Source organism: Chloroflexota bacterium, assembly GCA_014360825.1.
Taxonomy (GTDB): Bacteria; Chloroflexota; Anaerolineae; order UBA2200; family JACIWT01; genus JACIWT01.
The window spans coordinates 1-21,758 of sequence record JACIWT010000028.1 but is presented as its reverse complement, the minus strand read 5'-3'; the positions used below and the strand labels follow the sequence as shown (position 1 = coordinate 21,758).

The 21,758-nt window shown below is 57.7% G+C and carries 27 protein-coding genes; 15 read left to right on the top strand and 12 right to left on the bottom strand.

Annotation, left to right across the window (positions count from 1 at the left end):
* The 5 genes from H5T64_12335 to H5T64_12315 form a co-directional block, all read left to right on the top strand.
* Window positions 1–256, top strand: a 256-nt coding sequence (locus tag H5T64_12335) for a hypothetical protein (GenBank protein ID MBC7265126.1), incomplete at its 5' end; no start/stop codon positions are given.
* Window positions 257–447: 191 nt separating this feature from the next.
* A complete protein-coding gene (locus H5T64_12330; GenBank protein ID MBC7265125.1) occupies window positions 448–1,635 on the top strand; it encodes a tungsten cofactor oxidoreductase radical SAM maturase in 1,188 nt (395 codons plus the stop codon).
* Window positions 1,636–1,733: 98 nt separating this feature from the next.
* Window positions 1,734–1,946, top strand: a complete 213-nt coding sequence (locus H5T64_12325; GenBank protein MBC7265124.1) for a DUF2283 domain-containing protein — start codon at window positions 1,734–1,736, stop codon at window positions 1,944–1,946.
* Between the two features lie 40 nt (window positions 1,947–1,986).
* The gene (locus tag H5T64_12320) at window positions 1,987–2,226 is read left to right on the top strand and encodes a MoaD/ThiS family protein (GenBank protein ID MBC7265123.1); all 240 of its coding nucleotides are present in this window, start codon (window positions 1,987–1,989) and stop codon (window positions 2,224–2,226) included.
* Window positions 2,226–2,600 carry a MoaD/ThiS family protein gene (locus tag H5T64_12315; GenBank protein MBC7265122.1) on the top strand — a complete coding sequence of 125 codons (375 nt, stop codon included), beginning with the start codon at window positions 2,226–2,228 and terminating at the stop codon, window positions 2,598–2,600. The genes H5T64_12320 and H5T64_12315 overlap by 1 nt, the downstream gene beginning before the upstream one ends.
* 40 nt (window positions 2,601–2,640) lie before the next feature.
* Here the strand turns inward: H5T64_12315 and H5T64_12310 are convergent, their stop codons facing one another.
* The 5 genes from H5T64_12310 to H5T64_12290 all read right to left on the bottom strand — a co-directional run bounded on the left by H5T64_12310 (window position 2,641) and on the right by H5T64_12290 (window position 5,788).
* On the bottom strand, window positions 2,641–3,066 hold the full coding sequence (locus tag H5T64_12310) for a type II toxin-antitoxin system death-on-curing family toxin (GenBank protein ID MBC7265121.1): 426 nt from the start codon (window positions 3,064–3,066) through the stop codon (window positions 2,641–2,643).
* Window positions 3,042–3,296 (bottom strand): hypothetical protein, encoded by a 255-nt coding sequence (locus H5T64_12305; GenBank protein MBC7265120.1) that lies wholly within the window; start codon window positions 3,294–3,296, stop codon window positions 3,042–3,044. Before H5T64_12305 ends, H5T64_12310 begins: the two co-directional genes overlap by 25 nt.
* A 38-nt stretch (window positions 3,297–3,334) precedes the next feature.
* Entirely contained in the window at window positions 3,335–4,180 is an 846-nt protein-coding gene (locus tag H5T64_12300) for a hypothetical protein (protein ID MBC7265119.1), read from the bottom strand.
* A gap of 132 nt (window positions 4,181–4,312) precedes the next feature.
* Window positions 4,313–5,329, bottom strand: coding sequence for an ADP-ribosylglycohydrolase family protein (locus H5T64_12295; GenBank protein MBC7265118.1), 1,017 nt, complete (start codon window positions 5,327–5,329; stop codon window positions 4,313–4,315).
* A 252-nt stretch (window positions 5,330–5,581) separates the two neighbouring features.
* A complete protein-coding gene (locus H5T64_12290) occupies window positions 5,582–5,788 on the bottom strand; it encodes a type II toxin-antitoxin system HicB family antitoxin (protein ID MBC7265117.1) in 207 nt (68 codons plus the stop codon).
* Window positions 5,789–5,982: 194 nt separating this feature from the next.
* Here H5T64_12290 and H5T64_12285 point away from each other — a divergent pair, with 194 nt between their 5' ends.
* Window positions 5,983–7,626 (top strand): MFS transporter, encoded by a 1,644-nt coding sequence (locus H5T64_12285; GenBank protein MBC7265116.1) that lies wholly within the window; start codon window positions 5,983–5,985, stop codon window positions 7,624–7,626.
* Between the two features lie 56 nt (window positions 7,627–7,682).
* Here the strand turns inward: H5T64_12285 and H5T64_12280 are convergent, their stop codons facing one another.
* The 7 genes from H5T64_12280 to H5T64_12250 form a co-directional block, all read right to left on the bottom strand.
* On the bottom strand, window positions 7,683–8,051 hold the full coding sequence (locus tag H5T64_12280; GenBank protein MBC7265115.1) for a VOC family protein: 369 nt from the start codon (window positions 8,049–8,051) through the stop codon (window positions 7,683–7,685).
* On the bottom strand, window positions 8,017–8,625 hold the full coding sequence (locus H5T64_12275) for a GyrI-like domain-containing protein (GenBank protein ID MBC7265114.1): 609 nt from the start codon (window positions 8,623–8,625) through the stop codon (window positions 8,017–8,019). The genes H5T64_12280 and H5T64_12275 overlap by 35 nt, the downstream gene beginning before the upstream one ends.
* Window positions 8,626–8,717: 92 nt before the next feature.
* Complete coding sequence (locus tag H5T64_12270) at window positions 8,718–9,398, bottom strand: DNA alkylation repair protein (GenBank protein MBC7265113.1); 681 nt, start codon at window positions 9,396–9,398, stop codon at window positions 8,718–8,720.
* 231 nt (window positions 9,399–9,629) lie between these two features.
* The gene (locus tag H5T64_12265) at window positions 9,630–10,097 is read right to left on the bottom strand and encodes a hypothetical protein (protein ID MBC7265112.1); all 468 of its coding nucleotides are present in this window, start codon (window positions 10,095–10,097) and stop codon (window positions 9,630–9,632) included.
* Between the two features lie 133 nt (window positions 10,098–10,230).
* Entirely contained in the window at window positions 10,231–10,467 is a 237-nt protein-coding gene (locus H5T64_12260; GenBank protein ID MBC7265111.1) for a hypothetical protein, read from the bottom strand.
* A gap of 31 nt (window positions 10,468–10,498) precedes the next feature.
* On the bottom strand, window positions 10,499–11,320 hold the full coding sequence (locus H5T64_12255; protein ID MBC7265110.1) for a hypothetical protein: 822 nt from the start codon (window positions 11,318–11,320) through the stop codon (window positions 10,499–10,501).
* A gap of 562 nt (window positions 11,321–11,882) precedes the next feature.
* A complete protein-coding gene (locus H5T64_12250) occupies window positions 11,883–12,161 on the bottom strand; it encodes a hypothetical protein (protein MBC7265109.1) in 279 nt (92 codons plus the stop codon).
* Window positions 12,162–12,493: 332 nt separating this feature from the next.
* Between H5T64_12250 and uvrA the strand changes: the two genes are divergently transcribed.
* The 9 genes from uvrA to H5T64_12205 all read left to right on the top strand — a co-directional run.
* Window positions 12,494–15,406, top strand: a complete 2,913-nt coding sequence (uvrA, locus tag H5T64_12245) for an excinuclease ABC subunit UvrA (GenBank protein ID MBC7265108.1) — start codon at window positions 12,494–12,496, stop codon at window positions 15,404–15,406.
* 305 nt (window positions 15,407–15,711) lie between these two features.
* Window positions 15,712–15,933: a hypothetical protein gene (locus H5T64_12240; GenBank protein ID MBC7265107.1), complete on the top strand. Its 222-nt coding sequence runs from the start codon at window positions 15,712–15,714 to the stop codon at window positions 15,931–15,933.
* 133 nt (window positions 15,934–16,066) lie between these two features.
* Complete coding sequence (locus tag H5T64_12235; protein ID MBC7265106.1) at window positions 16,067–17,023, top strand: site-specific DNA-methyltransferase; 957 nt, start codon at window positions 16,067–16,069, stop codon at window positions 17,021–17,023.
* A complete protein-coding gene (locus tag H5T64_12230; protein ID MBC7265105.1) occupies window positions 17,020–17,574 on the top strand; it encodes a BstYI in 555 nt (184 codons plus the stop codon). Before H5T64_12235 ends, H5T64_12230 begins: the two co-directional genes overlap by 4 nt.
* A gap of 91 nt (window positions 17,575–17,665) precedes the next feature.
* Window positions 17,666–18,949: a tRNA (N6-isopentenyl adenosine(37)-C2)-methylthiotransferase MiaB gene (gene miaB / locus H5T64_12225; GenBank protein MBC7265104.1), complete on the top strand. Its 1,284-nt coding sequence runs from the start codon at window positions 17,666–17,668 to the stop codon at window positions 18,947–18,949.
* Between the two features lie 165 nt (window positions 18,950–19,114).
* A complete protein-coding gene (locus H5T64_12220) occupies window positions 19,115–19,273 on the top strand; it encodes a hypothetical protein (GenBank protein MBC7265103.1) in 159 nt (52 codons plus the stop codon).
* A gap of 260 nt (window positions 19,274–19,533) precedes the next feature.
* On the top strand, window positions 19,534–20,280 hold the full coding sequence (locus tag H5T64_12215; GenBank protein MBC7265102.1) for a GntR family transcriptional regulator: 747 nt from the start codon (window positions 19,534–19,536) through the stop codon (window positions 20,278–20,280).
* A gap of 66 nt (window positions 20,281–20,346) precedes the next feature.
* Window positions 20,347–21,309, top strand: coding sequence for a carbohydrate kinase family protein (locus H5T64_12210; protein MBC7265101.1), 963 nt, complete (start codon window positions 20,347–20,349; stop codon window positions 21,307–21,309).
* Between the two features lie 6 nt (window positions 21,310–21,315).
* Window positions 21,316–21,758 (top strand): sugar ABC transporter ATP-binding protein (locus H5T64_12205; GenBank protein ID MBC7265100.1); only part of this gene is annotated, 443 nt, incomplete at its 3' end.

Sequence of the window (21,758 nt, the reverse complement as noted above, 5' to 3'; positions counted from 1 at the left end):
CCCCAGAGCGCTTGCTATTCACAGCGAGCGGGATTTGCTCGACGAAGCCCTGGGCTATCTCTACTACTACAACAACGTACGAGAACACTCCTCCCTGGGCTACCAAACACCTTTTGCCCACCTCAAGGAGCAATTGCCAGAGATCGATGAGAACATCAGGTTGGTCGTACCTTTTATGCTCGACAAAGTCGCCGTTGAACTAGGCCCTTGGAGTGGATACCATGTGCTGGCACAGCACCTTTTTCGCCAGGGTTGATACAAAGTCGGAGGGGACAGCCCTCCCGTAGGCTCTGGTTGTTAGAGCACTGTACCCATATTGGAAATCGGATGTTTTCGCTTTTCTCAACCTGCGGGAGGGTGCCGGGAGGCATAGTTCGCTTGCTATCACCCGGCGCTCTTGACTCTGTCCACGGCGAACGATATAATTTCGGGCCAGGAGAAAAGAACATGCCCAGGGTGAAAGTGGACGAGCAGGGCAGATTGATCCTGCCGGACGAATTCCTGCAACGCCGGTCCATCGCCGCCGACACCGAATACTGGCTGGATGAGCGCGAGGGCGACCTCATCCTCCATCCACGCTTGCCCGATGTGCGGAAACTGTATGTCGAACCGACCACCGCCTGCAATCTCCACTGCCGCACTTGTATCCGCAACGTCTGGGAGGACCCCGAAGCGCCGATGTCTATGGCCACCTTTGGGCGGCTGCTGGAAAGTCTGGGCGCTTTGCCCAATCTGACCCGCGTGGTCTTCACTGGCTTTGGCGAGCCGCTGAGTCATCCCAACATTTTGGAGATGATCCAGGCGGTGCGCGAACGTGGCCTGGCGGTGACCATCGGCTCCAACGGCCTCCTGCTGGACGCCCAGATGGCCCGGGAGTTGGTGCGGCTGGGCGTAGATCGCCTGGTGGTGTCGGTGGACGGCGTGAAGCCCGAAACCTACGCCGGTATCCGTGGGGCGATGCTCTCCCAGGTGTTGGGCAATATCCGCGCCTTGAACGAAGCGAAAAGCGAACTGGCTTCGCTGACCCCAGCGCTGGGGATCGAGTTCGTCGTCCTGCGCAACAATGTGGCCGAACTGCCGGACCTGGCTGGGTTAGCCTCGCGGTTGAACGCCGCCCGCGTCCTGGTGAGCAACGTCTTGCCCTACACCGAGGAGATGCGCGGCGAAATCCTCTACGGCTATGAGCCACGTCCGCCCCTCGACACGGGTGGTTGGCCGATCCAGGCGGGCGCTTGGCTGATGTGGGGGACGCTGGAACTGCCGCGTATGCACTGGGGAGCGGAGCGGCGTTGCCGATTTGTAGGAGATCGGGCCATTGTGGTAGGATGGGATGGCGGCGTATCGCCCTGCTATGCCCTGTCGCACACGTACTCTTACTTTGCGGTGGACGGCAGGAAAAAGCAAGTGAGCCGATATGTTCTGGGGAACGTGAATGAGCAGCCCCTGGCGGAAATCTGGATGTCGGAGGAGTACGTGCGCTTTCGTAGCGAGGTGCGGGCGTTTCATTTCCCTTCCTGTCCCGACTGTGACCTGCGTGAAACCTGCGACCTGCGCGAGCGCAACGAGGGCTGTTGGGGCTGGAATCCCTCCTGCGCCGACTGCCTGTGGGCGCAGGACATCGTGCGCTGTCCGTGACCTGCAGGTTGAGGGAAGATGGGTCCGCCGATGACCTTTGTGGTATCTTTCGTCCACAAAGCGGTGCCAATGAGGGCTATGGCAAAGGTGTGCAGATAGTGGCAAAAGAAATAAAGATCTGGTACGATAGGGAAGGGGATTACCTCGAAGTCCTTTTTGAGAGAAAAGCAGGGTACTTCAGGGAGACAGAAAACGACGCAGTGATGGAAAAGGTGGATGAGGAAGGAAACGTCATCGGCTTCTCCATCCTGAAAGTGAGTGCAATGGCAGAAAAACCGCTATCTGTCAGTCTGGAGGGCCGCGTGGCCTAACCGAAATAGGGAGACATCGTGCGCTGTCCGTGAGGTAACAATGCGAGTGCGGGTGAAACTTTTCGCTACCCTGAACCGATATGTGGAGGGTGTGAGATCAGGGACCCCGTTTGAGGTCGAATTGCCCGATGGCGCTACCGTGGGCGACCTGGTGAATCACCTGAATCTGCCTCGTGAGGAGGTGAAGGTGGCCTTTGTCGAAGGCCGGGCCCGCCCCATGGATTGGCCTCTGAAGCCCGGCGACGAAGTGGGCGTTTTCCCACCGGTGGGAGGGGGATAATGGCAGACATCATCGTGGATGTGTGGCTGTACGGCGCTCTGGCGCGGCACCGCAGTGAGGCGAATCAGGGTGGCTTTGCCAACCTGCAGGTGTCACTTCCCGAGGGGAGTACGATGTCCGACCTGCTGGCACATCTGAGGGTGCACTCTGAGGAACGCGGGGTTACCTTCATCAACGGGCAATTGAGCGCCATGCCCGGCCTCCAGCCAGACTTGGGTCACGTTTTGCATAATGGTGACCGGGTGGGCCTCTTCGACCCGGTGAGCATGTGGCCTTTCCAGTACCGTTTCGGCGCGGCGATGACCGAGGAAATGGCACAGGCCATGGCCGCCACAAGAGACCATGGCCTGCATCACGCTTATGACCAACGATAGGCAGTCCTCTGCCTGTCGGTACTTTTTTCGGGTCCTATGCTTACTTATGTTCGATAGGCCGACTTTTGCCTGCTATCCAACTTGCCAATCTGGGGTGATCCAACTCACCTCTTTCTATCTTTATGGCGATACAGATAATTTCCCGGTCTATGGTCAACTTCCATCCGTTTAACTCAAGAAAAAGCCGGCATGCTTCCATGCCGGTTCTCTTGTTGCCATCGTGAAAGACATGTGCCTTAATGATTTCCCAGGCAAGCGCGGCTGCTTTGTCAAAGACGGTAGGATATGGATCACGATCGAAAATAGAGCCCTGGATCGCCTCCAGAACGTAGCGCAGCGATCCGGCATTCGCCAGGTTTCTGTCCCCCTCAAAGTACACACCGCCAAACTCGAGAATCATACGGCGGTTAATCTCGAGGATTTCGTCTTCCGTCAGGAAGATCAACTCTTTGCCAGTTCGGCCCATACATCCGCATGTTCGCGTATACTGCGCTCCAGACTTTCACGCACGGCTGGACGCACACGCGGGCTGGGCCGTGGTGTCTCTTTGGGTGCGCCGCTGATAAACAGTTCACCACTCATCATATCGAATGCTTCAATTGCGATGAACCTTTGCTCTTCATTCAATTGGATTTTGGGCGGGAGTTCGCCTGTACAATTCGAAGGTTTTGATGGTCGATATAATTCGATGGCCATCGCGTGCAACCTCCTCCTCTGTCAAAACTTGTTCGAAATCAGATCGCCTTCCACGTTTTCCGCTTAACCCAGGTAAAGTTGTTAGGCGTGATCACAGCAACGTCTACTTCTCCTCCACATAAGGGGGCTCCGATAACGAAACGATATCGTCCTATTGCAACATTGACGAGATACACGGCGTAATCGATGGCGTCTTGCAGCGGCATCCCTGCGAATGGCACTACGTATTGTAGTGGCATGAGGAGATTGTTAATCTCCTCAGTTGAGACCTTGAAGTGCTTTGCCAGGATGTCTACTGCATGATCATCTCTTCCCCAGTGAAGACGCACGATGGCATCTGTCAGTCCGTACCAATGAGCTCCGAAATCCGGTTTACCCTCCCTGTCAGGTCGCACATCTTTCAACGCCGTACCATGTGGCAATTCGAACAGCCAGTGCTCTGGAAAGAACCGCCCAGAGGAAAAGCCGGCTACCAGAATTCCCAGAAAAGGGCGTTTGCTGACTTCAAGATCAGCAAACTCCGCCTCGTAGTAGTCTTGAATATGTTCTAAAAGGCCCGCGGCGATTTCTTTCACCGAGTACTCGAAAGGCTTGATCTCTTCACCTCTGCTTCGTTTTTCCTTGATTTTTTCTTGTTCCTCCAATAGTGAAGGTAGGCCATATTCATATTCTTTGATAAGGCTTTCGACGCTTCGCGACCCAATAAGGGCAGTGCCCCAGGCCAGCGTGCCCACTGGGTAGTCTTTTATATGGGAGAGTTTTCGCGAGTGTTCATAAGTCTTAAGAATGCCCGGTTCATTTCCGACCCTTCCACTGATCACGGTTGCGCTGTCGGCTGCTAGAACTAGCCCTTCGCTGACCTTCACCATGACACAGACTGTCATCACGCCTCCTGAGCGAGGAAACTACAAATATATTATAACATGGCTGTTTTTACGTGTCAACAAGCGGTTTTGTTAACCTAGCGAGGCATCAACGGCGAAAAGAAGCGGTAGCATCTCAATTGCTGGTGTGGATTAGTCCTCAGGTTTCCGACCCATCTTAATCTCGTAGCACCTCTGGGCCAATAAGACGAGTTCGCCGTACTTCCACGTCCCTCTGTCGTTCAGGTGCCTGGCCAAGGGGAACGGTATCCCTTCTAATCCCACTATTGCTCCGCTGATGGCGCCGGTCATAGCAGCCGTGGTGTCCACATCCCCACCCACGGCAATGGCCGCGCAAATGGCTTCCCAATAATCCTCGGGCCATCTCAGAAATGCGTACAGGCTCCACAGGACGCTGCTGGTAACGAAGGGCGAAATGCCCACCCACCCGCCCGAATAACCGGGCACCAGTCCGATCCGCGAAATCAGCGAGACAGCCTCGTGTGGTGGCAAGAGGACCCACTCCGGCATCTGCTCCAGCGCGTCCGCTAAGATGTGGTCAAAGGGGCGCACCCAGGCAGAGAGTTGGGCAGTGAAGGATATCGGTTCGATAGTCTCTTGCTGGAGCGCCAGTGCCACGGCGCCGGCGATGGCAATCGCGCCCGCCGAGCAACGGCGGTCTTGATGTGTGATGCGGCCTTGGTCGTGCGCGGCGCGGATCATTTGTGCGGGGTCGTCGTAGAAGAGGAGGCCGATCGGCCCGGCGCGCATCGCACTGCCGTTCCCCGCTGCTGGTGAGAATGTCCCCGCTTTGTCCCAGGGCAGACCTTGCAGGAGGCGCTGGGCGGCCGCTGCCGTAGCGTATCCGGCCCCGACAATGCGCTTCTCTCGAAAGATAGCGGCGATGCGACCGGCATAGTCGGACGGGTCGAACTTGCCGCAAGCGGCGAAACTCTGCAGCAGTTCCCGGGCCAGTTGCGAGTCGTCGGAGTATTGTCCGAAGGAGAAGCCGCCGCGGCTTTGCCCCTCCACTTTGCCGGGTCTCAGTATCTCATCCACATACTGACGGCAAATCTGTGGCGGATATCCTTCCACGATGAAACCAGCAGCGTCGCCCAAACACTGCCCGATCAGACATCCGGCGAATTGATTTGCCCTCGGTGTTACCATGATCTTCCCCTACGTATACAGAAACCCGTCGCACCTTGCTGGGCGGGCGGGCGTTTTCAGTGCCCACGGCGTGAACTCTCACTGTTTGTTGGATTGTTTCAGACCAACCTTGCGAAGGTTCAAAACCTTCGCAAGGTTTAGATGAGTTAGGGCGCGAGAGAGTGCGATGCGAGCCGGACTGACGTTTGATGCTCCAGCCAATACGCAGGAGTGCGACAAGCACGTGCCTTGCTTTTGTGGATCGCCATTGGCTCATGCTGTGGAAAAGGAAATGCTCATCAAGGCAGGGGCCTCTTCGCCGTGTTCGATGCGATCGGCAAGTACGCGCAGGCCTAGGGCTTGAACTTTTGCTATGGCCTCGTCTGGTGTGCGTCCATAGGCAAGTACTCCGGGGAGCTCAATCACTTCAGCCAGCCAGCGCCCGTCTTCTTCTTGTTCGCACTCTATCGTAAATTTCATCGTTACCCCCAATTCTTTCCCAAATATAGCACAATTTCTTGCGCGCGTCAAAACTTCGCCGTTTGAACGTCGCCCGGAAACGGAACCCTCCCGCCGGCCAACCTTGCGAAGGTTCAAAACCTTCGCCAGGTTTAGATGAGGCTTGCGACCAGTCATATCCCGAAGTATAATAGGGCCAAAAGAAAGGCCAGGGAATGCCACGCTTTCGTGCTCCCATAGAATCCAATGTCCTGGTCATCGCCGGGACCGTCTTCCTCCTGGTAACTTCGCTTTTCACCTGGTACCTGCTGTTGCCCCTTTACTTCCGCGACCTGGGGGCCAGCGACGCCCAGGTGGGCCTGGGCTATTCTCTGATCACGCTGGGCTACACTTTGATGCAGTTCGCCGGGGGTCTTTTGACCGACCGCTACGGCCGCAAGTGGCTTATTGTAGTGCCCACTTTCGTTTTCGGACCGCTGTATGCCCTGGCCGGGGCTGCTCAAAACTGGCCCACGCTCCTCGTCGCCCTGTTCCTCATCAATTCCCTGAGCGCCATCCAGTCGCCGGCCTTCACCTCGCTTTTGGCCGAGTCGGTGCCAGAGGATCGGCGCGGGGGAGCCTTCGGCGCCTTCGAGTTCGCCATCAGCCTGGCCATCGCTGTGGGCCCGGGCCTGGGAGCGCTCCTGCTACCCCGGGTCGGCATCCGACCGCTGATGTACACGACGGCCGTGCTCTCCCTTGTCTGTGCCCTCTTGCGGATGGTGGGCTTGCGCGAGACGAATCACCGCCCATCGCCCATCACGCTGGGACACCTGCAGGATTTTCGCCAGGAGCAAGTTCGTTGGTTCTTGGTTGTCGCCTGCCTCTTCGCCACAGTGTACACCTTGACCTTGTGGGGACCTTTCGCCTCTCTCCACGCCGAGGACGCCTTGGGGCTCGATAAGCCCCAGATCAACGGCTTGTTTGCCATAGGTGGCTTGGCCGCGATGGTGGCCAGCCTGCTGGGCGGCCGCCTGGCTGATCGCTACGGGGGTCGTAACATCCTGGCGGCTGCTTGTTTGGCCCACGTTGGCACGATGGCGGCCTGGGCGATAGTGGGAACCTCCCCGACGGGGCTCGCTCTCTTCGCTGCTTCCAACGCTGGCCTGCAGATGGGCATCGTGGCTTACAGCACTCTACTGACCCAGATCGCGACGGGACGATCTCGAGGGACGCTCGTCGGTCTTTTCGGCACCATCACCGGTCTCATCGCTGCCCTCGCCCCGACCGTGGGAACGTATTTGCGGGTCCATTTTGGCTCTGCTGCCCCATTTTGGGCTGCTCTCGGGCTGGGCTTCGCCGTGAGCCTTCTCTTGGGCAAAGTCCGCGCCCCTCGCCGCGCGCCACCCGCGCCTCGCCGAATCTATTCCATCGGCCACTCCACCCGCAGCCTGGACGAGATGGTGGGACTCCTCGCCGCCCACGGGGTCCAGGTGCTGGTGGACGTGAGGCGCTTCCCCCACTCGCGCAAGAATCCCCAATTCAACAGGGAGACCTTGGAGGAAACACTGCCAGGGCAGGGGATCGAATATCACTGGCTGGGCGACTTGTTGGGCGGCTACAGGGATGGCGGCTACGAAGGTTACCTGGCCACGGAGGAATTCGGGCGCGGGCTGGCGGAACTGGAAGAGATAGCGGCGGGGAAGCAGACAGCGTTTATGTGCGCGGAGAAACTGTTCTTCCGCTGTCACCGTCGCTTCATCGCCGATGCCCTGGTGGAGCGAGGCTGGCGAGTTTTGCACATCATCGAGCCGGGACGGGAGCCCTACGAGCACAAATCACGACCTGAGAGCGGGACACCGGTGCTGCGTTTTCCGTAGGACAAGTTGTCAACTTGTCCTACGGGCTGAACCTGCGGGAGGGTGTGCACCGTGTTCTATTTTGCCGTCGGGCCCTCCTGCATGAGGCCGAATCTGTTGCCCTCAGTGTCCTCGCAATAGGCCAGCCAACCCACTCCAGGGACGGCTGCCTTCGGGCGGATGATCTTGCCCCCGTTCGCCTCGATCCTCTGCAAGTACCCATCCAGAGACGCTACCCCGATCGTGTTCTCGGTACAGGTGGTGGGGTCGGTTCTCCTGGCCAATCCGCCATCAATCCCGGGTTCGCTTGCCGGGCCAGTGGTGATGAGCCAGTACTCTGTCGGCCCCTCCCATTTTTGGATCACCCAGCCAAAGACCTTCTCGTAGAACGAGATGGCTCGCGCTGGGTCATCAGCGGGGATTTCGAAATGGATAACTCGCGGCATCGTTTGCTCCTTTCCGGATAGCGGAGAGCGCGTTAGCGGCAGGCGTGGAGCGAGGGACAGTCGGCTGAAGCGAGGTGTTGGGCGGCAACTTGTACCTACCTACGAATAGGCTGGCAGCGTAAGGCCCAATGTGCATGATTTGAGCCGATAGACCCTCGTGATAGGTTTCGAATCGCACTCTCTCCAGGGCAGGAGAGCCTTTCTTTTTCCTGACTTCGTCCAGGGCTTCCGCAACCATCTCAGCCGCAACGTATTCTGGTTGCATGATCATCGCTGTCCACTTCCAGATTGCCTTATTGCTCATACTGAACTGGCTTGGGTCGTCCGTCCACCACAACCCTTCCAAAGGCATTACAGCGTAATCTACGCCAGTGCTCTTCTTGATCTTGAATTTGAGAGCGTAGGAGAGGGAGAAAAGCGCTTCCATTGCCTGTTGATACTCCAGAGAAACATTTGGGTCGCCAGTGCCATTGACCATCAGAAAGTTCATCGGTGGAACATCCACTACCGAAACTTCAACGGCCGATGGGTTGTAGAGATGCTTCAAGTCTTTCTTGAGATCAACCTTGCCCATGATTGCGCTCCTTTCTGCGGGCTTTGCCGTCCAACCATGTTGATATGATTTCTTCATAATGCTCCATCGGGCAGTCCAACGATGGTACCGCTTTAAGCACCTAGCCTCTTCTGCACGGCCTCGCTACTGAGCTCCTTTCTGACATCTGATGCTATCCAGCGAGCCGCCCTGGAATCCATTCGCCCAATCTCCTCCGCTACCTCCAGCGCTGCTCCGTTCAGGCTCCTGTTCCTCTTCCCGATATTGCGCAACGCCCAACTCACCGCCTTCCTGACATAATTGCGCTTGTCCGTTGCTCCTCGCTTTATCACCGGAAACAGCCCGATAAACTTCTCATCCCTCGCCTCCTCGTCATACCAGGCTAGGCAGGCGATCAGCGCATAAGCGGCCCGCTTCACATACTCCTCTTCCCGCTCCGACCACTCCACTATCTTTTTCCAGGCCAATGGACTCTTCTCGAACAGGTTCATGCACACCTGGTCGCACACGTCCCACGAGTTGAAACCCGCTACCCATTCATCCATCTGCTGCTCGGTCAGATCCTCCGGTCGGTCCACCATAGAGGCTACGATCCTGGCCTCAGGTATCCCTGTCTCCCACAATCTCAGCGCGAGGTCATGGTCTTTGCCAGCCTCTTTTGCTATCCTACGCATATCGGGGACAGACACTCCCAGTCGGCGCTCGGCTGCCATCCCGTATCTGGCCATGCCCTGCACCCGATCGGGCCTTGCTTGGGAGTCCAATTTGCTCAGCACTTCCTCCGCAGAAGCCATGTCTTGCCTCCAGGCCGTTCTTGTTGGGGCTGCCGCCCAACGAATTATTGCGCTGCGTTCTGCTAATAGTGCCCAACGATCGGCGGCGATCTCATCCAGTCTCTGGCCGGCTTTGAGGTACTCGTCCATATCCCTGAGGTTGCCCACAGACACGAGTAGTCAGACATCCGAAGTCTCCCCGACTTCGGACGTCTGGTGGGCTATGTAACCCGGTCCGGCCTCAAGGCGGCTTTAGCCGAAGTACTTGGAGACGCTTTGCAAATCCAATTCAAACAGCGTGGCGAACATGACCAGGGCCACTTTTTCTTCTTCGCTGACCTTCTCGCCCATACCGAGGACGCCCCCGCCAGAGGCTCGGGCAATTCTGAGGCCGTTGATGAACATACTGGCCACGAACCTCTGGTACTCCTCCGTCGTCAGCTTCACTTTGAGGATCCCCTTTATCTGGTTGGCTCGGTCCACGAACTTCGACGCGTCCGTTGCTTTTGAGATGAGGGCACTGACATCCGAGGTCAGGATGTCCACAGCGAGTTCTTTGTGCAGGGGGTCTTTGTAGAAGGGCGCATCCTGCAGGTCTTTCTGCAGTTGGGCGATCTCCTGTTGGTCAACCTTCTTGTCGGCGCCAGCGACCAGGGCGAAGACCTGGAAGGGCAGCAGTTTCAGGAGTTCCCACTCCTCAGTGGAAAATTTTTCTTTCACGAGTTATTTCCTTTCTCATAAATAGTTTGCGCATCTTATTGTATACCCTTGCGAAGGTTACAAACCTTCGCAAGGGTGAGATATACACACCCGGGCTGGTATTGTTGCGTCGGCCTCCTTTCCGTCTCCCCGTTTAGCCACGAAATCCGAGGTTCCCGCCGCAGTGACAGACGAGGGTTCCCGTTGAGTCTTTAGGGGCACACTTCATACAGTAAAGGCGCCCGCACTTGCTACAGGCGAACCCCTTTTTGGCGATGACCACCGCCATCAAATCGCTGCCCTTGGTTGGCTCCGGCGAGAACTTGTAGCCACAGACGGAGCATTTCTCTGCCCCGCCCTTGTCGCCGCGCAGTTTATCCAGGAAGCCCATTTCTTCTCCTTTCTGCACAAAGCATGAGGGTCTATTCTTGGAAGCGCACCGTTACCACCGCAGGCAACTGGAAGGAGATCTGCGCTCGGAACGGTGTGTACCAGTGTGCCCTCCAGGACCCCGGCTTCTTGCCCAGCCCTAAGAACCCGCTGCTGGGCGCGAGAAGACATTCCATTTTCTCGAGAGATGCCTCCGCTGGGACCCTGCTTTTCCAGGCTCGGCGGGCTTCGACTTCGGAGTACGCTTGGATTTCTACGGTGCCTCGTTGGCCCTCTCGCGTTATTTGGGCGGGACCGATGTCGAAAGCGCCCGCGGGCACTTTCGCCTTGGCCGCCTGGATTGCCGCCTCGGCATCTTTGCCCTCTCCGTCAATGGTCTTCTTCTGAGGGTGCCTGGTCACCTCCATCTCACGCACTTTCTCCGCGGGGATGGCATTCGCGGCGGCAGCCTTTGCTTCCTCCACCGTCCTGCCCTCAAACTGTTGCGACTTGAGGGCGAGGATCGGCGTTGGGCGTAGGGGCACCAGCCCGGTCTCCCACCAGTACTTGGCGTCCGCCGCCGCCACTTCCATATCCAGTCGTCTTCTTCTGGCCCCCTGTTCGCACATCAGGATGGGCGCGAACACGCCCGAGCCAGCGAAAATGCGGACGCCACCCAACTGTTGTTCCATCCGGGCGATTTTCTGTGCTGCCTCTCGGACGGTACGGGCATCGCAGCGGAAGTCCACTACTTCTGGGGAGATGTAGATGTAGCCGGTGCCGCGGGGGATGAGTTCTCCGGGGAAGCCGCAAGGGCAATTGTCGTCGGAGCAATATCCATCCCCATCGGGTCGGGGAACCTCGAAGTATTCCATTTTCAAGCCTCCTTGCGTCACGGTCATATTGACCGTTTACACACATAGAACGTGCATCTAATCCTGGCGACAGGTTGTGTTGGTTCCGACTGCAGCGACAGTTACACGAAGCGGGGGCGTTTAGATACGGTGAGGATGGGCGAGGGGGCTGCCTCTCTATCTCTCTCGGCAGCAACTGTGAAACCACACCAGTGGTGGGGAGAGGGAAAGAGGACAATTTAACATAACGCTATTCGGCTTTAAATCGGGAACTAACCTTGGCTTTGGACCCCTTGCTTATCCCTTGACATTTGTATTATAGCAGAAAAGCGCGGCGCTGTCAATGGTAACGAAAGAGGCTCAGCTCTAATGGCCTGGCCAAGGTTCTGAACCTTCGCCAGGCTTTCCTCTCGAGCGACTATTTTCAAGTGCCCAGGAAAAACCCGCGCTATCCGCTACCCATCAGGGCGCGCTTTCACGCCCAGCAAGAAGGGCTTCCTTTCACTTGCCAGGAGCCGCGTTTTTCCCGCTGAGGGCAGACTGTGCGGTTGTGTTCAGGACAGGCAGAGTTTGGAGCGGCCGGTTAGCCTTTCGCCTGATTCCAGGCGAACCCCAGGATAGCCGCGGTGACGAAATTATAGATTGCGGCGAACGTTTGTCCCAGCATGATATTAATAAACCCAAAGACCAGGGCGATGCCACCGGCAATGGCTGCTCCATTTGCCGCCGTCGCATTCTGGCCCTTGGTCAACGGTGCATACGCCGCAAAATAGATCACCCCGACCATGATGAGAGAGGTCACAAGACCAATCAAGTCGCCGCTCATCAGCACCAGCAGGGCAGCCAGAGCATACAGACCCATCCCCGCCAGGAGGAGGATTTGTGCTCTCCCGCCTCCGGCGCGCGGAGGTGCTTGTGGCTGCCCTTGCGGTGATGTTACTGGAATTGGCCCGAAAGGTCAATAGGCTGCGGGCGAGTATGCAAGAGGCGCGCATTGTCCTTGCGCGCTCGCCCATTTTGCGGTATAATACCACTTTGCAGATGCTCCCGCACTTCCGTGAAGCCACCACTGCTCCACCGACAAACGCCGGCTCGCCATCGTTGACAAGAACAGGGAGCCGTGTTATAATAATAGAACACCAGTTCTATATGCGTAGGAGGCCTGTTCAGGCCAACAGAATGAGGAGTTCACCCATGCCTCAGGATAAGATCCTTATCCGCGGGGCACGCGAACACAACTTGAAAAACATTGATGTCGAGATACCGCGCGACAAACTCGTGGTCATCACCGGCATCTCTGGCTCGGGCAAATCCTCCCTGGCCTTCGACACCATCTACGCTGAGGGCCAGCGCCGCTACGTGGAGTCGCTGTCTGCCTACGCTCGCCAGTTCCTCGGCCAAATGGAGAAGCCCGACGTGGACTACATCGAGGGCCTCTCCCCGGCCATCAGCATAGACCAGAAGGGCGTGAGCCGCAACCCGCGCTCCACCGTCGGCACGGTAACCGAGATCTACGACTACCTGCGCCTCCTGTACGCCCGCGTGGGCATCCCCCATTGCCCCAACTGCGGCCGGGTCATCAGTCGCCAGACGGTGCAGCAAATCGTGGACTCGGTACTGGCCCTGCCCGACGGCACGCGCATCATGATCCTGGCCCCGCTGGTCAAAGACCGCAAGGGCGAGCACCGACGCATCTTCGAGGACGTGCGCCGGGCGGGATTCGTGCGCGTGCGCGTGGACGGCGAAGTGCACGATGTCAGCGAAGAGTTCGAACTCGACCGCTACAAGATGCACACCATCGAGGTGGTGGTGGACCGGCTGGTGGTGCACCCCGCCGATCCCGAGGAGCGCACTCGTCTGGCCGATTCCGTCGAGACGGCGCTGAAACTGGGCGACGGGGTGGTGTTGGTGCAGATCGTGGACGGCGAGGAAGGGACGCATCGCGATACGTCCCTGCTCTTCTCCGAGAAGTTCGCTTGCCTGTACTGTGGCATCAGCCTGCCCGACATCGAGCCGCGCACCTTCTCCTTCAACTCCCCCCACGGGGCGTGCCCGGCCTGTACCGGGTTGGGGTCGCTGATGGAAATTGACCCCGACCTCATTATCCCCAACAAGGACCTTTCCCTGGCCGAGGGCGCTATCCAGCCCTGGAGCCGCTCGGCTTCCAGCGAGACGTATTACCAGCAGATGTTGGAGTCTGTGGCCGCACACTACGGCTTTTCGGCCCGCGTGCCGGTGCGCGAACTGACACCGGAGCAGTTGGACATCATCCTCTACGGCAGCGGGGGCGAAGTCATCACCCTGAGATACCGCAACAAATACGGCCACCTGCGCACCTACGAGACCACCTTCGAAGGCGTGATCCCCAACTTGGAGCGACGCTATCGAGAGGGGTCCGATTACATCCGCGAGGAGATCGAGCGCTATATGGCCGCCCGCCCCTGCCCGACGTGCAAGGGGAAGCGACTGCGCCCGGAGAGCCTGGCCGTAACCGTCGGCGGCAAGAACATCGCCGAAGTCACCGATATGTCGGTGACCGAAGTGATGCGCTTCCTGGACGGCCTGTGGGAGACCTTCTCAGAGCGGGAGCGCACCATCGCCCGTCAGATCCTCAAGGAACTCCGTTCCCGCCTACAATTTATGATAGATGTAGGGCTCGACTACCTGACATTGAGCCGCACGGCGACCACCCTCTCCGGCGGCGAGTCTCAGCGCATCCGCCTGGCCACACAGATCGGCTCGCAACTGATGGGCGTACTCTACATCCTGGACGAGCCCAGCATCGGCCTGCACCAGCGCGACAATGCCCGCCTCATCCGCACCCTCAAGGGTATGCGCGACCTGGGCAATACCCTCATCGTGGTGGAGCACGACGAGGGCACCATCCGTTCCGCCGACTGGGTGATAGACTTAGGCCCTGGCGCAGGCGAGCACGGCGGTGAGGTGGTGGTGGCGGGGACGGTGGAGGATGTGATGAACTGCCCGCAATCCATCACCGGGCAATACCTGCGGGGCGAGAAGCGCATCCCCATCCCCAAGAGGCGGCGTCCGGGCAACGGCAAGGCGCTGACCATCGTCGGCGCGGCCGAGAATAACCTCAAAGACATCACCGTGCGCATCCCGCTGGGCAAATTCGTGGCCGTGACGGGCGTCTCGGGTTCGGGGAAGAGCAGCCTGATCATCGAAGTGTTGTACAAGCGGCTGGCTCAGGCGCTCTATCGCACCAGGGAGAAACCCGGCAAGCACCGCTCCATCCAGGGTATCTCTTATTTGGATAAGGTGGTGGACATTGACCAGTCGCCCATTGGGCGGACGCCGCGCTCGAACCCAGCCACGTACACCAACGTGTTCACGTACATCCGCGAACTCTTCGCCTCGGTGCCGGAGGCCCGGATGCGCGGCTACACGCCGGGGCGCTTCTCGTTCAACGTCAAGGGCGGGCGCTGCGAAGCCTGCCAGGGCGAGGGCATCATCAAGATCGAGATGCAGTTCCTGCCCGATGTGTATGTGGCCTGCGATGTGTGCCGGGGGGCGCGCTACAACCGCGAGGCGCTGGAGATCCGCTACAAGGGCCGCAACATCGCCGAGGTGCTAGATATGACGGTGGAGGAGGCGCTGCGCTTCTTCGAGCACATCCCCAAGATCAAGGCCAAACTGCAAACCCTATACGACGTGGGCTTGGGCTACATCCGGCTGGGGCAGCCGGCGACCACGCTCTCCGGGGGCGAGGCACAGCGGGTGAAACTCTCGAAAGAACTCTCGCGGCGGGCGACGGGGAGGACGCTGTACATCCTGGATGAGCCGACCACAGGCTTGCACTTCGCCGACATCCACCGCCTGCTGGATGTCCTGAACCGGCTGGTGGATGCGGGCAACACGGTGGTGATCATCGAGCACAACCTGGACGTGATCAAGACCGCCGACTGGATCATTGACCTGGGCCCGGAGGGGGGCGAGGCGGGGGGTTGGGTGATCGCCGAGGGCACGCCGGAGGAGGTGGCCCAGATGCCCCACTCGTACACCGGGCAGTTTCTGAAGCGGGTGTTGGCGGGGCAACAGGTTTGGGAGCCGGAGCCGGCGATGGAGACTCGCGCCGCGGCTTCGTAGGACTTCGCCCCCCAGCCCCCTTTTCGTCGGGCAGTGGAACTGCCCGAGAACGGGGGACCCTCCCCGTCGACGGGGAGGGAGCGGGTGGGGGGTGGCCGAAGGCTGGGGGAGAGGTAAAGCGGCGGCGACCCTTGCGAAGGTTTTGAACCTTCGTAGGACAAGTTGACAACTTGTCCTACCATTTTCCCTCTCCGCACGCGGCGAGGGAGGCCGAAGGCCGGGGAGAGGTATCATGCAGGGAAGCAGGGATTTAGGGACATCTGGGGTCATGCGGTCGAGGGAACTGCAAGATAGAGGAGGGTAACGTGTCTGAGACAGTCGCTCAGATGACAAAAGACGAACTTAGGGAGATGATTGAGACCTCCATTGAGCAGAAGTTGCTCGAGTTGCTGGGCGACCCTGACGAAGGGCTGGAAATCAGAAAAGCCGTGCGGGATAGGCTTCTGCGCCAGAAGAAAGCAGTTGCCGTAGGTGAGCGCGGACAGCCGTTTGAAGATGTGGTGCGACGACTGGGGTTGGATGTTTAACCCCACCCCAAGCCCCCTCTCGTCGGGCAGTAGAATTGCCCGGGAACAGAGAGGGGGAGGCCGAAGGCCAGGAGTGAGGATTGTCTAGCGGATTTAGCACCTTTTTTGAGGGTGCAGGATGGGGGATTATCCTATGGGTGAAGTAAAAATTGCCTCAGTATTTGATAGGACGGCGGATCTCGTCCTATACCAAGGTGATTGCCTTGATTTGCTTCCTCTTGTGCCGGATGGCCTTGTCAAATTGGTTGTTACCTCGCCGCCGTATAATCTAGGTAAGCCATACGAAAACCGCCTGGAATTAGATGAGTATCTAGGACAACAACGCAAAGTGATTGAGGAATGTGTACGAGTATTGCATGACCAAGGGAGCATCTGTTGGCAGGTCGGTAATTACGTTGATAATAGCGAGATCATTCCCCTAGATATCCTTCTGTATCCCATCTTTGCTTCATTGGGGTTACATCTGCGCAATCGCATTGTGTGGCACTTCGGACACGGTTTACACGCCTCGAAGCGGTTTTCTGGCCGATATGAGGTTATTTTGTGGTTTACCAAAGGCAACGAATACACTTTCAATTTAGATGCCGTCCGCGTGCCACAGAAGTACCCTAAGAAGAAATACTTCAAAGGACCCAAAAGAGGCCAGTTTTCGGGTCATCCTTTGGGAAAGAATCCCAGCGACGTTTGGGAAATCCCCAACGTGAAAGCGAACCATGTAGAAAAGACTATTCACCCTTGTCAGTTCCCGGTTGAACTAATAGAGCGGTTAGTCCTTGCGATGACCAATGAGGGTGATTGGGTATTGGACCCATTCATCGGCGTCGGGACAACAGCTATCGCAGCTCTAATGCATAAGCGAAGGGCCATTGGCGCCGAGATCGTACCCGAGTACGTAGAGATCGCAAAAGAACGCATACGTCTAGCAGAAAAAGGAGCCTTGCGAATCCGGCCGATGGAAAGGGCAGTCTATGACCCTGACGCGCCAAGGAGGAGTGTACCGCCTAAGTTTATCCATCTGGGGACAGCGCCGATCCAGTCCCAGTTGTTCGAAGAGGATACGCAATACACTGTGCAGGAGCAAGATGAATGAAAATCGTGTATGAGTATTCGCATCTGGGTGGAGCGGAAATTCTACACATCCGTTATCCAGACTGCGAACGCGAGATCTACGAAATTATCGCAGAAGTAGCGGCGAAGAAAACCAAGGTTAGCAAAGAGAAGACAATGCGCGGAAGGGAGTTGTATGCACCTAAAGAGATGAACCAGCAGTTTGCTCAAGCATTCGCTGCCAGGGAATATGTTCAGTTGCGCGATACATACACGATCACCTTACCTAACAGCGACGTAGCCATCCCAGGGGCATTCAAACAAATTGATTTTGTGAAAGGAAAAGTGCTCGTCGAGGTGCAATTCGGAAAATACGCTTTCATGTTTTATGATCTGGCCAAGTTCCAGTATTTTTTCAATGAAAACAAGGCCGACGTGGGGGTGGAAATCGTTCCTTGTCATGCTTTACACAAACAAATGTCCACCGGCGTGTCCTATGGCGAACAGTTGGTATACGACATTGAACGCCTAAAACGACATTTTCCGGCTGTTCCAGTCAAGGTTATTCTGATTGATGTGGACGAACCCGGCTGAGATACCCCATGTTTGGACTCCATGGAGAGGGGGTGGCCGAAGGCCGGAGGTGAGGTCATCCTATGCACTGTGAGGCTATAGAATCTCCCTGATGTACTACCACCTCTGGACCATCGGCTGCCAGATGAACGACGCGGACTCGGCTCGCGCCGCCGAGGCCCTGCAAAGCCTGGGCCTCGCTCCCACCACCCGCGCCGAAGACGCCGACCTCATCATCCTCAACACCTGCGTCGTCCGCCAGAGTGCCGAGGATAAAGTCATCGGCCGGCTGGATTCCCTCAAGTCGCTGAAGAAGCGCGCCGACCCACCCTTCATCGTGGTCATGGGCTGCCTGGTGGGCGACATCCCTGCCCTGCGCCGTCGTTTCCCCCACGTGAACGAGTTCCTGCGCCCCTCCGATGTGGAGGGATTGGTGCGCTTCGTCCAGGAGCGAGAGTGCGTGGTCCCTGGGACCCGGCCGGTCAGCGCTGGCCCTGCCCCCGTGGCCGCCTACGTGCCCATCATGTACGGCTGCGACCACCACTGCACCTACTGCATCGTGCGCCTGCGCCGGGGAGCGGGCCGCAGCCGCCCCATCGCCGAGATCCGCGATGAGATTGCCCTTCTGGCAGCGCGGGGGACGCGAGAGGTTACCCTCCTGGGCCAGAACGTGGACGCCTACGGCCGCGACCTCCCCGACCGCCCCGACCTGGCCGATCTCCTCTACGCCATCTGTGGCATCGAGGGCTTGTGGCGGGTGCGCTTCCTCACCTCCCACCCCGCCGAGATGAGCGAGCGCCTGATCGAGGCGGTGGCCGAACTGCCGCTGGTGTGTGAGCACTTCGAATTGCCAGTGCAAGCGGGTGACGACGAAGTCCTGCGGCGCATGGGCCGCGGCTACACCGCCGCCCAGTACCGCGACCTGGTGGGGCGCATCCGCCAGTGCATACCTGGGGCTAGCATCGCCACCGACGTGATCGTCGGCTTCCCCGGCGAGAGCGAAGCCCAGTTCCAGCGTACCTATGACCTGGTGGAGGCCCTGCGCTTCGATGTGGTGCACATCGCCGCCTACTCGGTGCGACCCGGCACGCCCGCCGCCAAATTGGCCGACGACGTGCCGCCGGAGGAGAAAGAGCGCCGCCGCCGGGCCATTGAGGAGTTGCAGACGCGCATCGCCGGGGAGATCAATGCCCGACTTCTGGGGCAAGAGGTGGAAGTGCTGGTGGAGGACCGGGCACGGGGGCGCTGGCGCGGGCGGACGCGGACGAACAAACTGGTCTTCTTCGAGGATGAGGGCGATTGGCGGGGCAAATTGGTGCCGGTGCACATCACCTGGACCGGACCGTGGGCGCTGATCGGGCGGGTCCGTCTGCCAGCGGATAAGGTAGCGGATTAGCGGATGGCCCTCACCCCCGGCCCCTCTCCCTCAAGGGAGAGGGAAGTTGGTATGCCTGCGCATCCGCTTATCCGCTATGCCGCAGGCCATCCGCTGATAGTGTCTGCCAGCGGATGGTGTGTGAGTAGAGGGAAGAAGATGGACCGTAGAAGGAGAAAAAAACGGATGCCCAAACCCGATCCGAAACCGAAATCGAGTCGCAAGCCCAAGGGCAAGCCACACTGCAAACTCTGTGGCCGGCCGGTGGAATTCAACCCCCTGGTGGGCTTCTACATCTGCGACAAAGACGGCGTCATCGGCGACAAGGATGTGGTCTGGAGGTAGCGAGAGCTATCTCCAGACAGCGATTGGCAGCCCCATGGCTGTAGGGGCGGGCGTTAAGCCCGCCCCTATGTATTTGTGAGAGCGTCTCCAGACGGCAATCTCAAACCCCGAGGGTTTAGGAAGGCCTGAGGGTCTGTGATTTTGCACAGAGTGTATGTACAAAGTGGGGTCTTGACAAATATCCAAACCTGTTGTATAATGTGGTTAGATGTCTAACATCATACTTCATACATTATACAAACACTAAGGAAGATGCGTGTATGAATATTCATTTGCAGCGCGTAAAGGTGCCGACCCCGCTTAATAAGCAGGTTTACGAACAACTATTGGAGTGCATCCGCGATGGTCTCTTCGCAGTGGGTCAAAAGCTGCCCTCTGAAATCACCTTGGCACGAGATCTTGGTGTGAGCCGTGCATCACTTCGTGAGGCACTGCAACAGTTGGAATTGGAGGGTTACATTGCCCGCAAGCGAGGCATGGGCACATTTGTTATTGGTCCTCAGCCGTTTTCTACGGACGCGGGCGTCGAGAAACTCCACTCTGTCACACAGATCATAGTCTCGCATGGATGGACGCCCGGGACATCTGAGTGCGAACTAAAGTTCGAGCCAGCGGACGAAAATACCGCGAAGAAACTGGGCATCTTGGTCGGTGATCCCACTTCTGTCATAAGCCGTGTGAGAACAGCCAACAACCGTCCCTTCTGTTATGATATCAGTCGTTTCCCTGTGAATTTCCTACCGCATATAACCGATCCAGTTGAGATTGGAGAATCGCTGCTGAAGTACGTCGAAGAACGACTGGGTTTTTACATTAACCATGCGATCGCGCGCCTTATCCCGATGCAAAGTGACGTTGTCTTGAGTAGAAAGCTTGATATTCCCGAAGGCACGCTTATCATGTGTTTAGATCAGGTTCACTTCATGGCCGACAATACTCCGGTCTGGTACGCCCAAGTTTACTTCCCTAAGGACGTTATCACCTGGCACATCGTACGAACCCGCTAGAAAAGGGACATTGCCCAACTTATCTTAGAGTGAGATGATCTTGGCGAGACGCTCGGAGGTGCATTCGTGTCCAAAATCTGGTGCCTCGGTATTGCCAATTTGGATGTGCTGACTCAGCCCGTCGATCGCTGGCCGGAACGCGGTGGACTCGTATTAGTCAACAGCACCGATCTACAAATTGGTGGCGTCGCTTTGAATACCGCAGTGACTATTGGCAAGTTGGGCGGAATACCAGTGGGTTTAATAGCTCATATTGGCAATGACCTGGCAGGGCAGGTCTTGCGGGATAGTCTACGGGCCATGAACGTAGATACAACCCATCTGGTTATCAGCGAGAGCCAGCCCACGGGGACCTGCATCGTATGCGTGCATCCCGGCGGAGAGCGCTCATTTCTTTACTGCTTCGGGGCCAATGGCGATTTATGCGAAGAGAGCGCAATGGTTGAAGATCTGGCGGCGGGTGACTATCTACATGTTGGAGGAGCTTTAGGCATGGCCCAATTCAATGGTCAGCCGCTGGCTCGTCTATTGCAATGGGCACAAGGCCGTGGAATGACGACCTCCGTGGACACCACTTGGGATGTCACAGAGCAATGGTGGCCGTCTATTGCACCGGCCTTGCCTCATGTCGATGTATTCATGACGAATGAGCTGGAAGCGAAGCACCTTACTGGACAGTCTGACCCTTGGCGAACGGCTGAATGTTTTGCTAGGGAGGGAGCACGCATTGTCATTGTTAAACAGGGGGCCAGTGGATGCTATGTCCATAGCGAGGACTGGCAGGGACAAGTACCTGCTTTCAAGGTGGAAGTAGTGGATACGACAGGAGCAGGTGATGCATTTGCAGGTGCCTTCATATACGGACTCGCCCGAGGCTGGGGCGTGGAGCAGGCGACTACTTTCGCTAATGCTGTTGGCGCACTATGCGTCACAGCGTTGGGTGCTACGACCGGAGTTCGAAGTTGCTCCGAGACTTTAGACCTAATCCGAACACGGGGCCGTGCGGGAGCCTGGAACTGGGAGATGTGAGCCAACATGGCTGCCCAACCCCTGCTGAAAGCGGAGAAGATCTCGAAGGCCTTTCCTGGTGTACAGGCTCTTGATCAAGTAAGTTTTGATCTGGAAGAGGGGGAAGTTCACGCTCTCGTTGGAGCGAATGGTGCTGGAAAATCTACACTCATCAAGATCCTGGCCGGAGTCTATCCCAAGGACTCTGGCCGGATTTACTTGGATGGGCAAGAGGTGGACCATTATAACCCTCGACAAGCCCGAGTAATGGGTATCAGTTACATTCCCCAGGAGCCAGTGCTCGTGCCTCAGATGAACGTAGCGCACAACCTCTTGCTTGGCAAAGAACCTACCTTCAAAAGATTGCCCTTCCTAATCGACAATCGGGCTCTACAGTGCCAAGCCCGGGCTATTTTATCCGAATTGGAAATAGATTGTCCTCAGCATGTCCCGATCAGTCGTCTTAGTCC

Coding starts and splice junctions, on each gene's coding strand:
- H5T64_12330 (MBC7265125.1), top strand. CDS start 448: ATGCCCAGGGTGAAAGTGGACGAGCAGGGCAGATTGATCCTGCCGGAC.
- H5T64_12320 (MBC7265123.1), top strand. CDS start 1,987: ATGCGAGTGCGGGTGAAACTTTTCGCTACCCTGAACCGATATGTGGAG.
- H5T64_12315 (MBC7265122.1), top strand. CDS start 2,226: ATGGCAGACATCATCGTGGATGTGTGGCTGTACGGCGCTCTGGCGCGG.
- H5T64_12310 (MBC7265121.1), bottom strand. CDS start 3,066: ATGGGCCGAACTGGCAAAGAGTTGATCTTCCTGACGGAAGACGAAATC.
- H5T64_12305 (MBC7265120.1), bottom strand. CDS start 3,296: ATGGCCATCGAATTATATCGACCATCAAAACCTTCGAATTGTACAGGC.
- H5T64_12300 (MBC7265119.1), bottom strand. CDS start 4,180: ATGACAGTCTGTGTCATGGTGAAGGTCAGCGAAGGGCTAGTTCTAGCA.
- H5T64_12295 (MBC7265118.1), bottom strand. CDS start 5,329: ATGGTAACACCGAGGGCAAATCAATTCGCCGGATGTCTGATCGGGCAG.
- H5T64_12290 (MBC7265117.1), bottom strand. CDS start 5,788: ATGAAATTTACGATAGAGTGCGAACAAGAAGAAGACGGGCGCTGGCTG.
- H5T64_12285 (MBC7265116.1), top strand. CDS start 5,983: ATGCCACGCTTTCGTGCTCCCATAGAATCCAATGTCCTGGTCATCGCC.
- H5T64_12280 (MBC7265115.1), bottom strand. CDS start 8,051: ATGCCGCGAGTTATCCATTTCGAAATCCCCGCTGATGACCCAGCGCGA.
- H5T64_12275 (MBC7265114.1), bottom strand. CDS start 8,625: ATGGGCAAGGTTGATCTCAAGAAAGACTTGAAGCATCTCTACAACCCA.
- H5T64_12270 (MBC7265113.1), bottom strand. CDS start 9,398: ATGGCTTCTGCGGAGGAAGTGCTGAGCAAATTGGACTCCCAAGCAAGG.
- H5T64_12260 (MBC7265111.1), bottom strand. CDS start 10,467: ATGGGCTTCCTGGATAAACTGCGCGGCGACAAGGGCGGGGCAGAGAAA.
- H5T64_12255 (MBC7265110.1), bottom strand. CDS start 11,320: ATGGAATACTTCGAGGTTCCCCGACCCGATGGGGATGGATATTGCTCC.
- H5T64_12250 (MBC7265109.1), bottom strand. CDS start 12,161: ATGGGTCTGTATGCTCTGGCTGCCCTGCTGGTGCTGATGAGCGGCGAC.
- uvrA (MBC7265108.1), top strand. CDS start 12,494: ATGCCTCAGGATAAGATCCTTATCCGCGGGGCACGCGAACACAACTTG.
- H5T64_12235 (MBC7265106.1), top strand. CDS start 16,067: ATGGGTGAAGTAAAAATTGCCTCAGTATTTGATAGGACGGCGGATCTC.
- H5T64_12230 (MBC7265105.1), top strand. CDS start 17,020: ATGAAAATCGTGTATGAGTATTCGCATCTGGGTGGAGCGGAAATTCTA.
- miaB (MBC7265104.1), top strand. CDS start 17,666: ATGTACTACCACCTCTGGACCATCGGCTGCCAGATGAACGACGCGGAC.
- H5T64_12220 (MBC7265103.1), top strand. CDS start 19,115: ATGCCCAAACCCGATCCGAAACCGAAATCGAGTCGCAAGCCCAAGGGC.
- H5T64_12215 (MBC7265102.1), top strand. CDS start 19,534: ATGAATATTCATTTGCAGCGCGTAAAGGTGCCGACCCCGCTTAATAAG.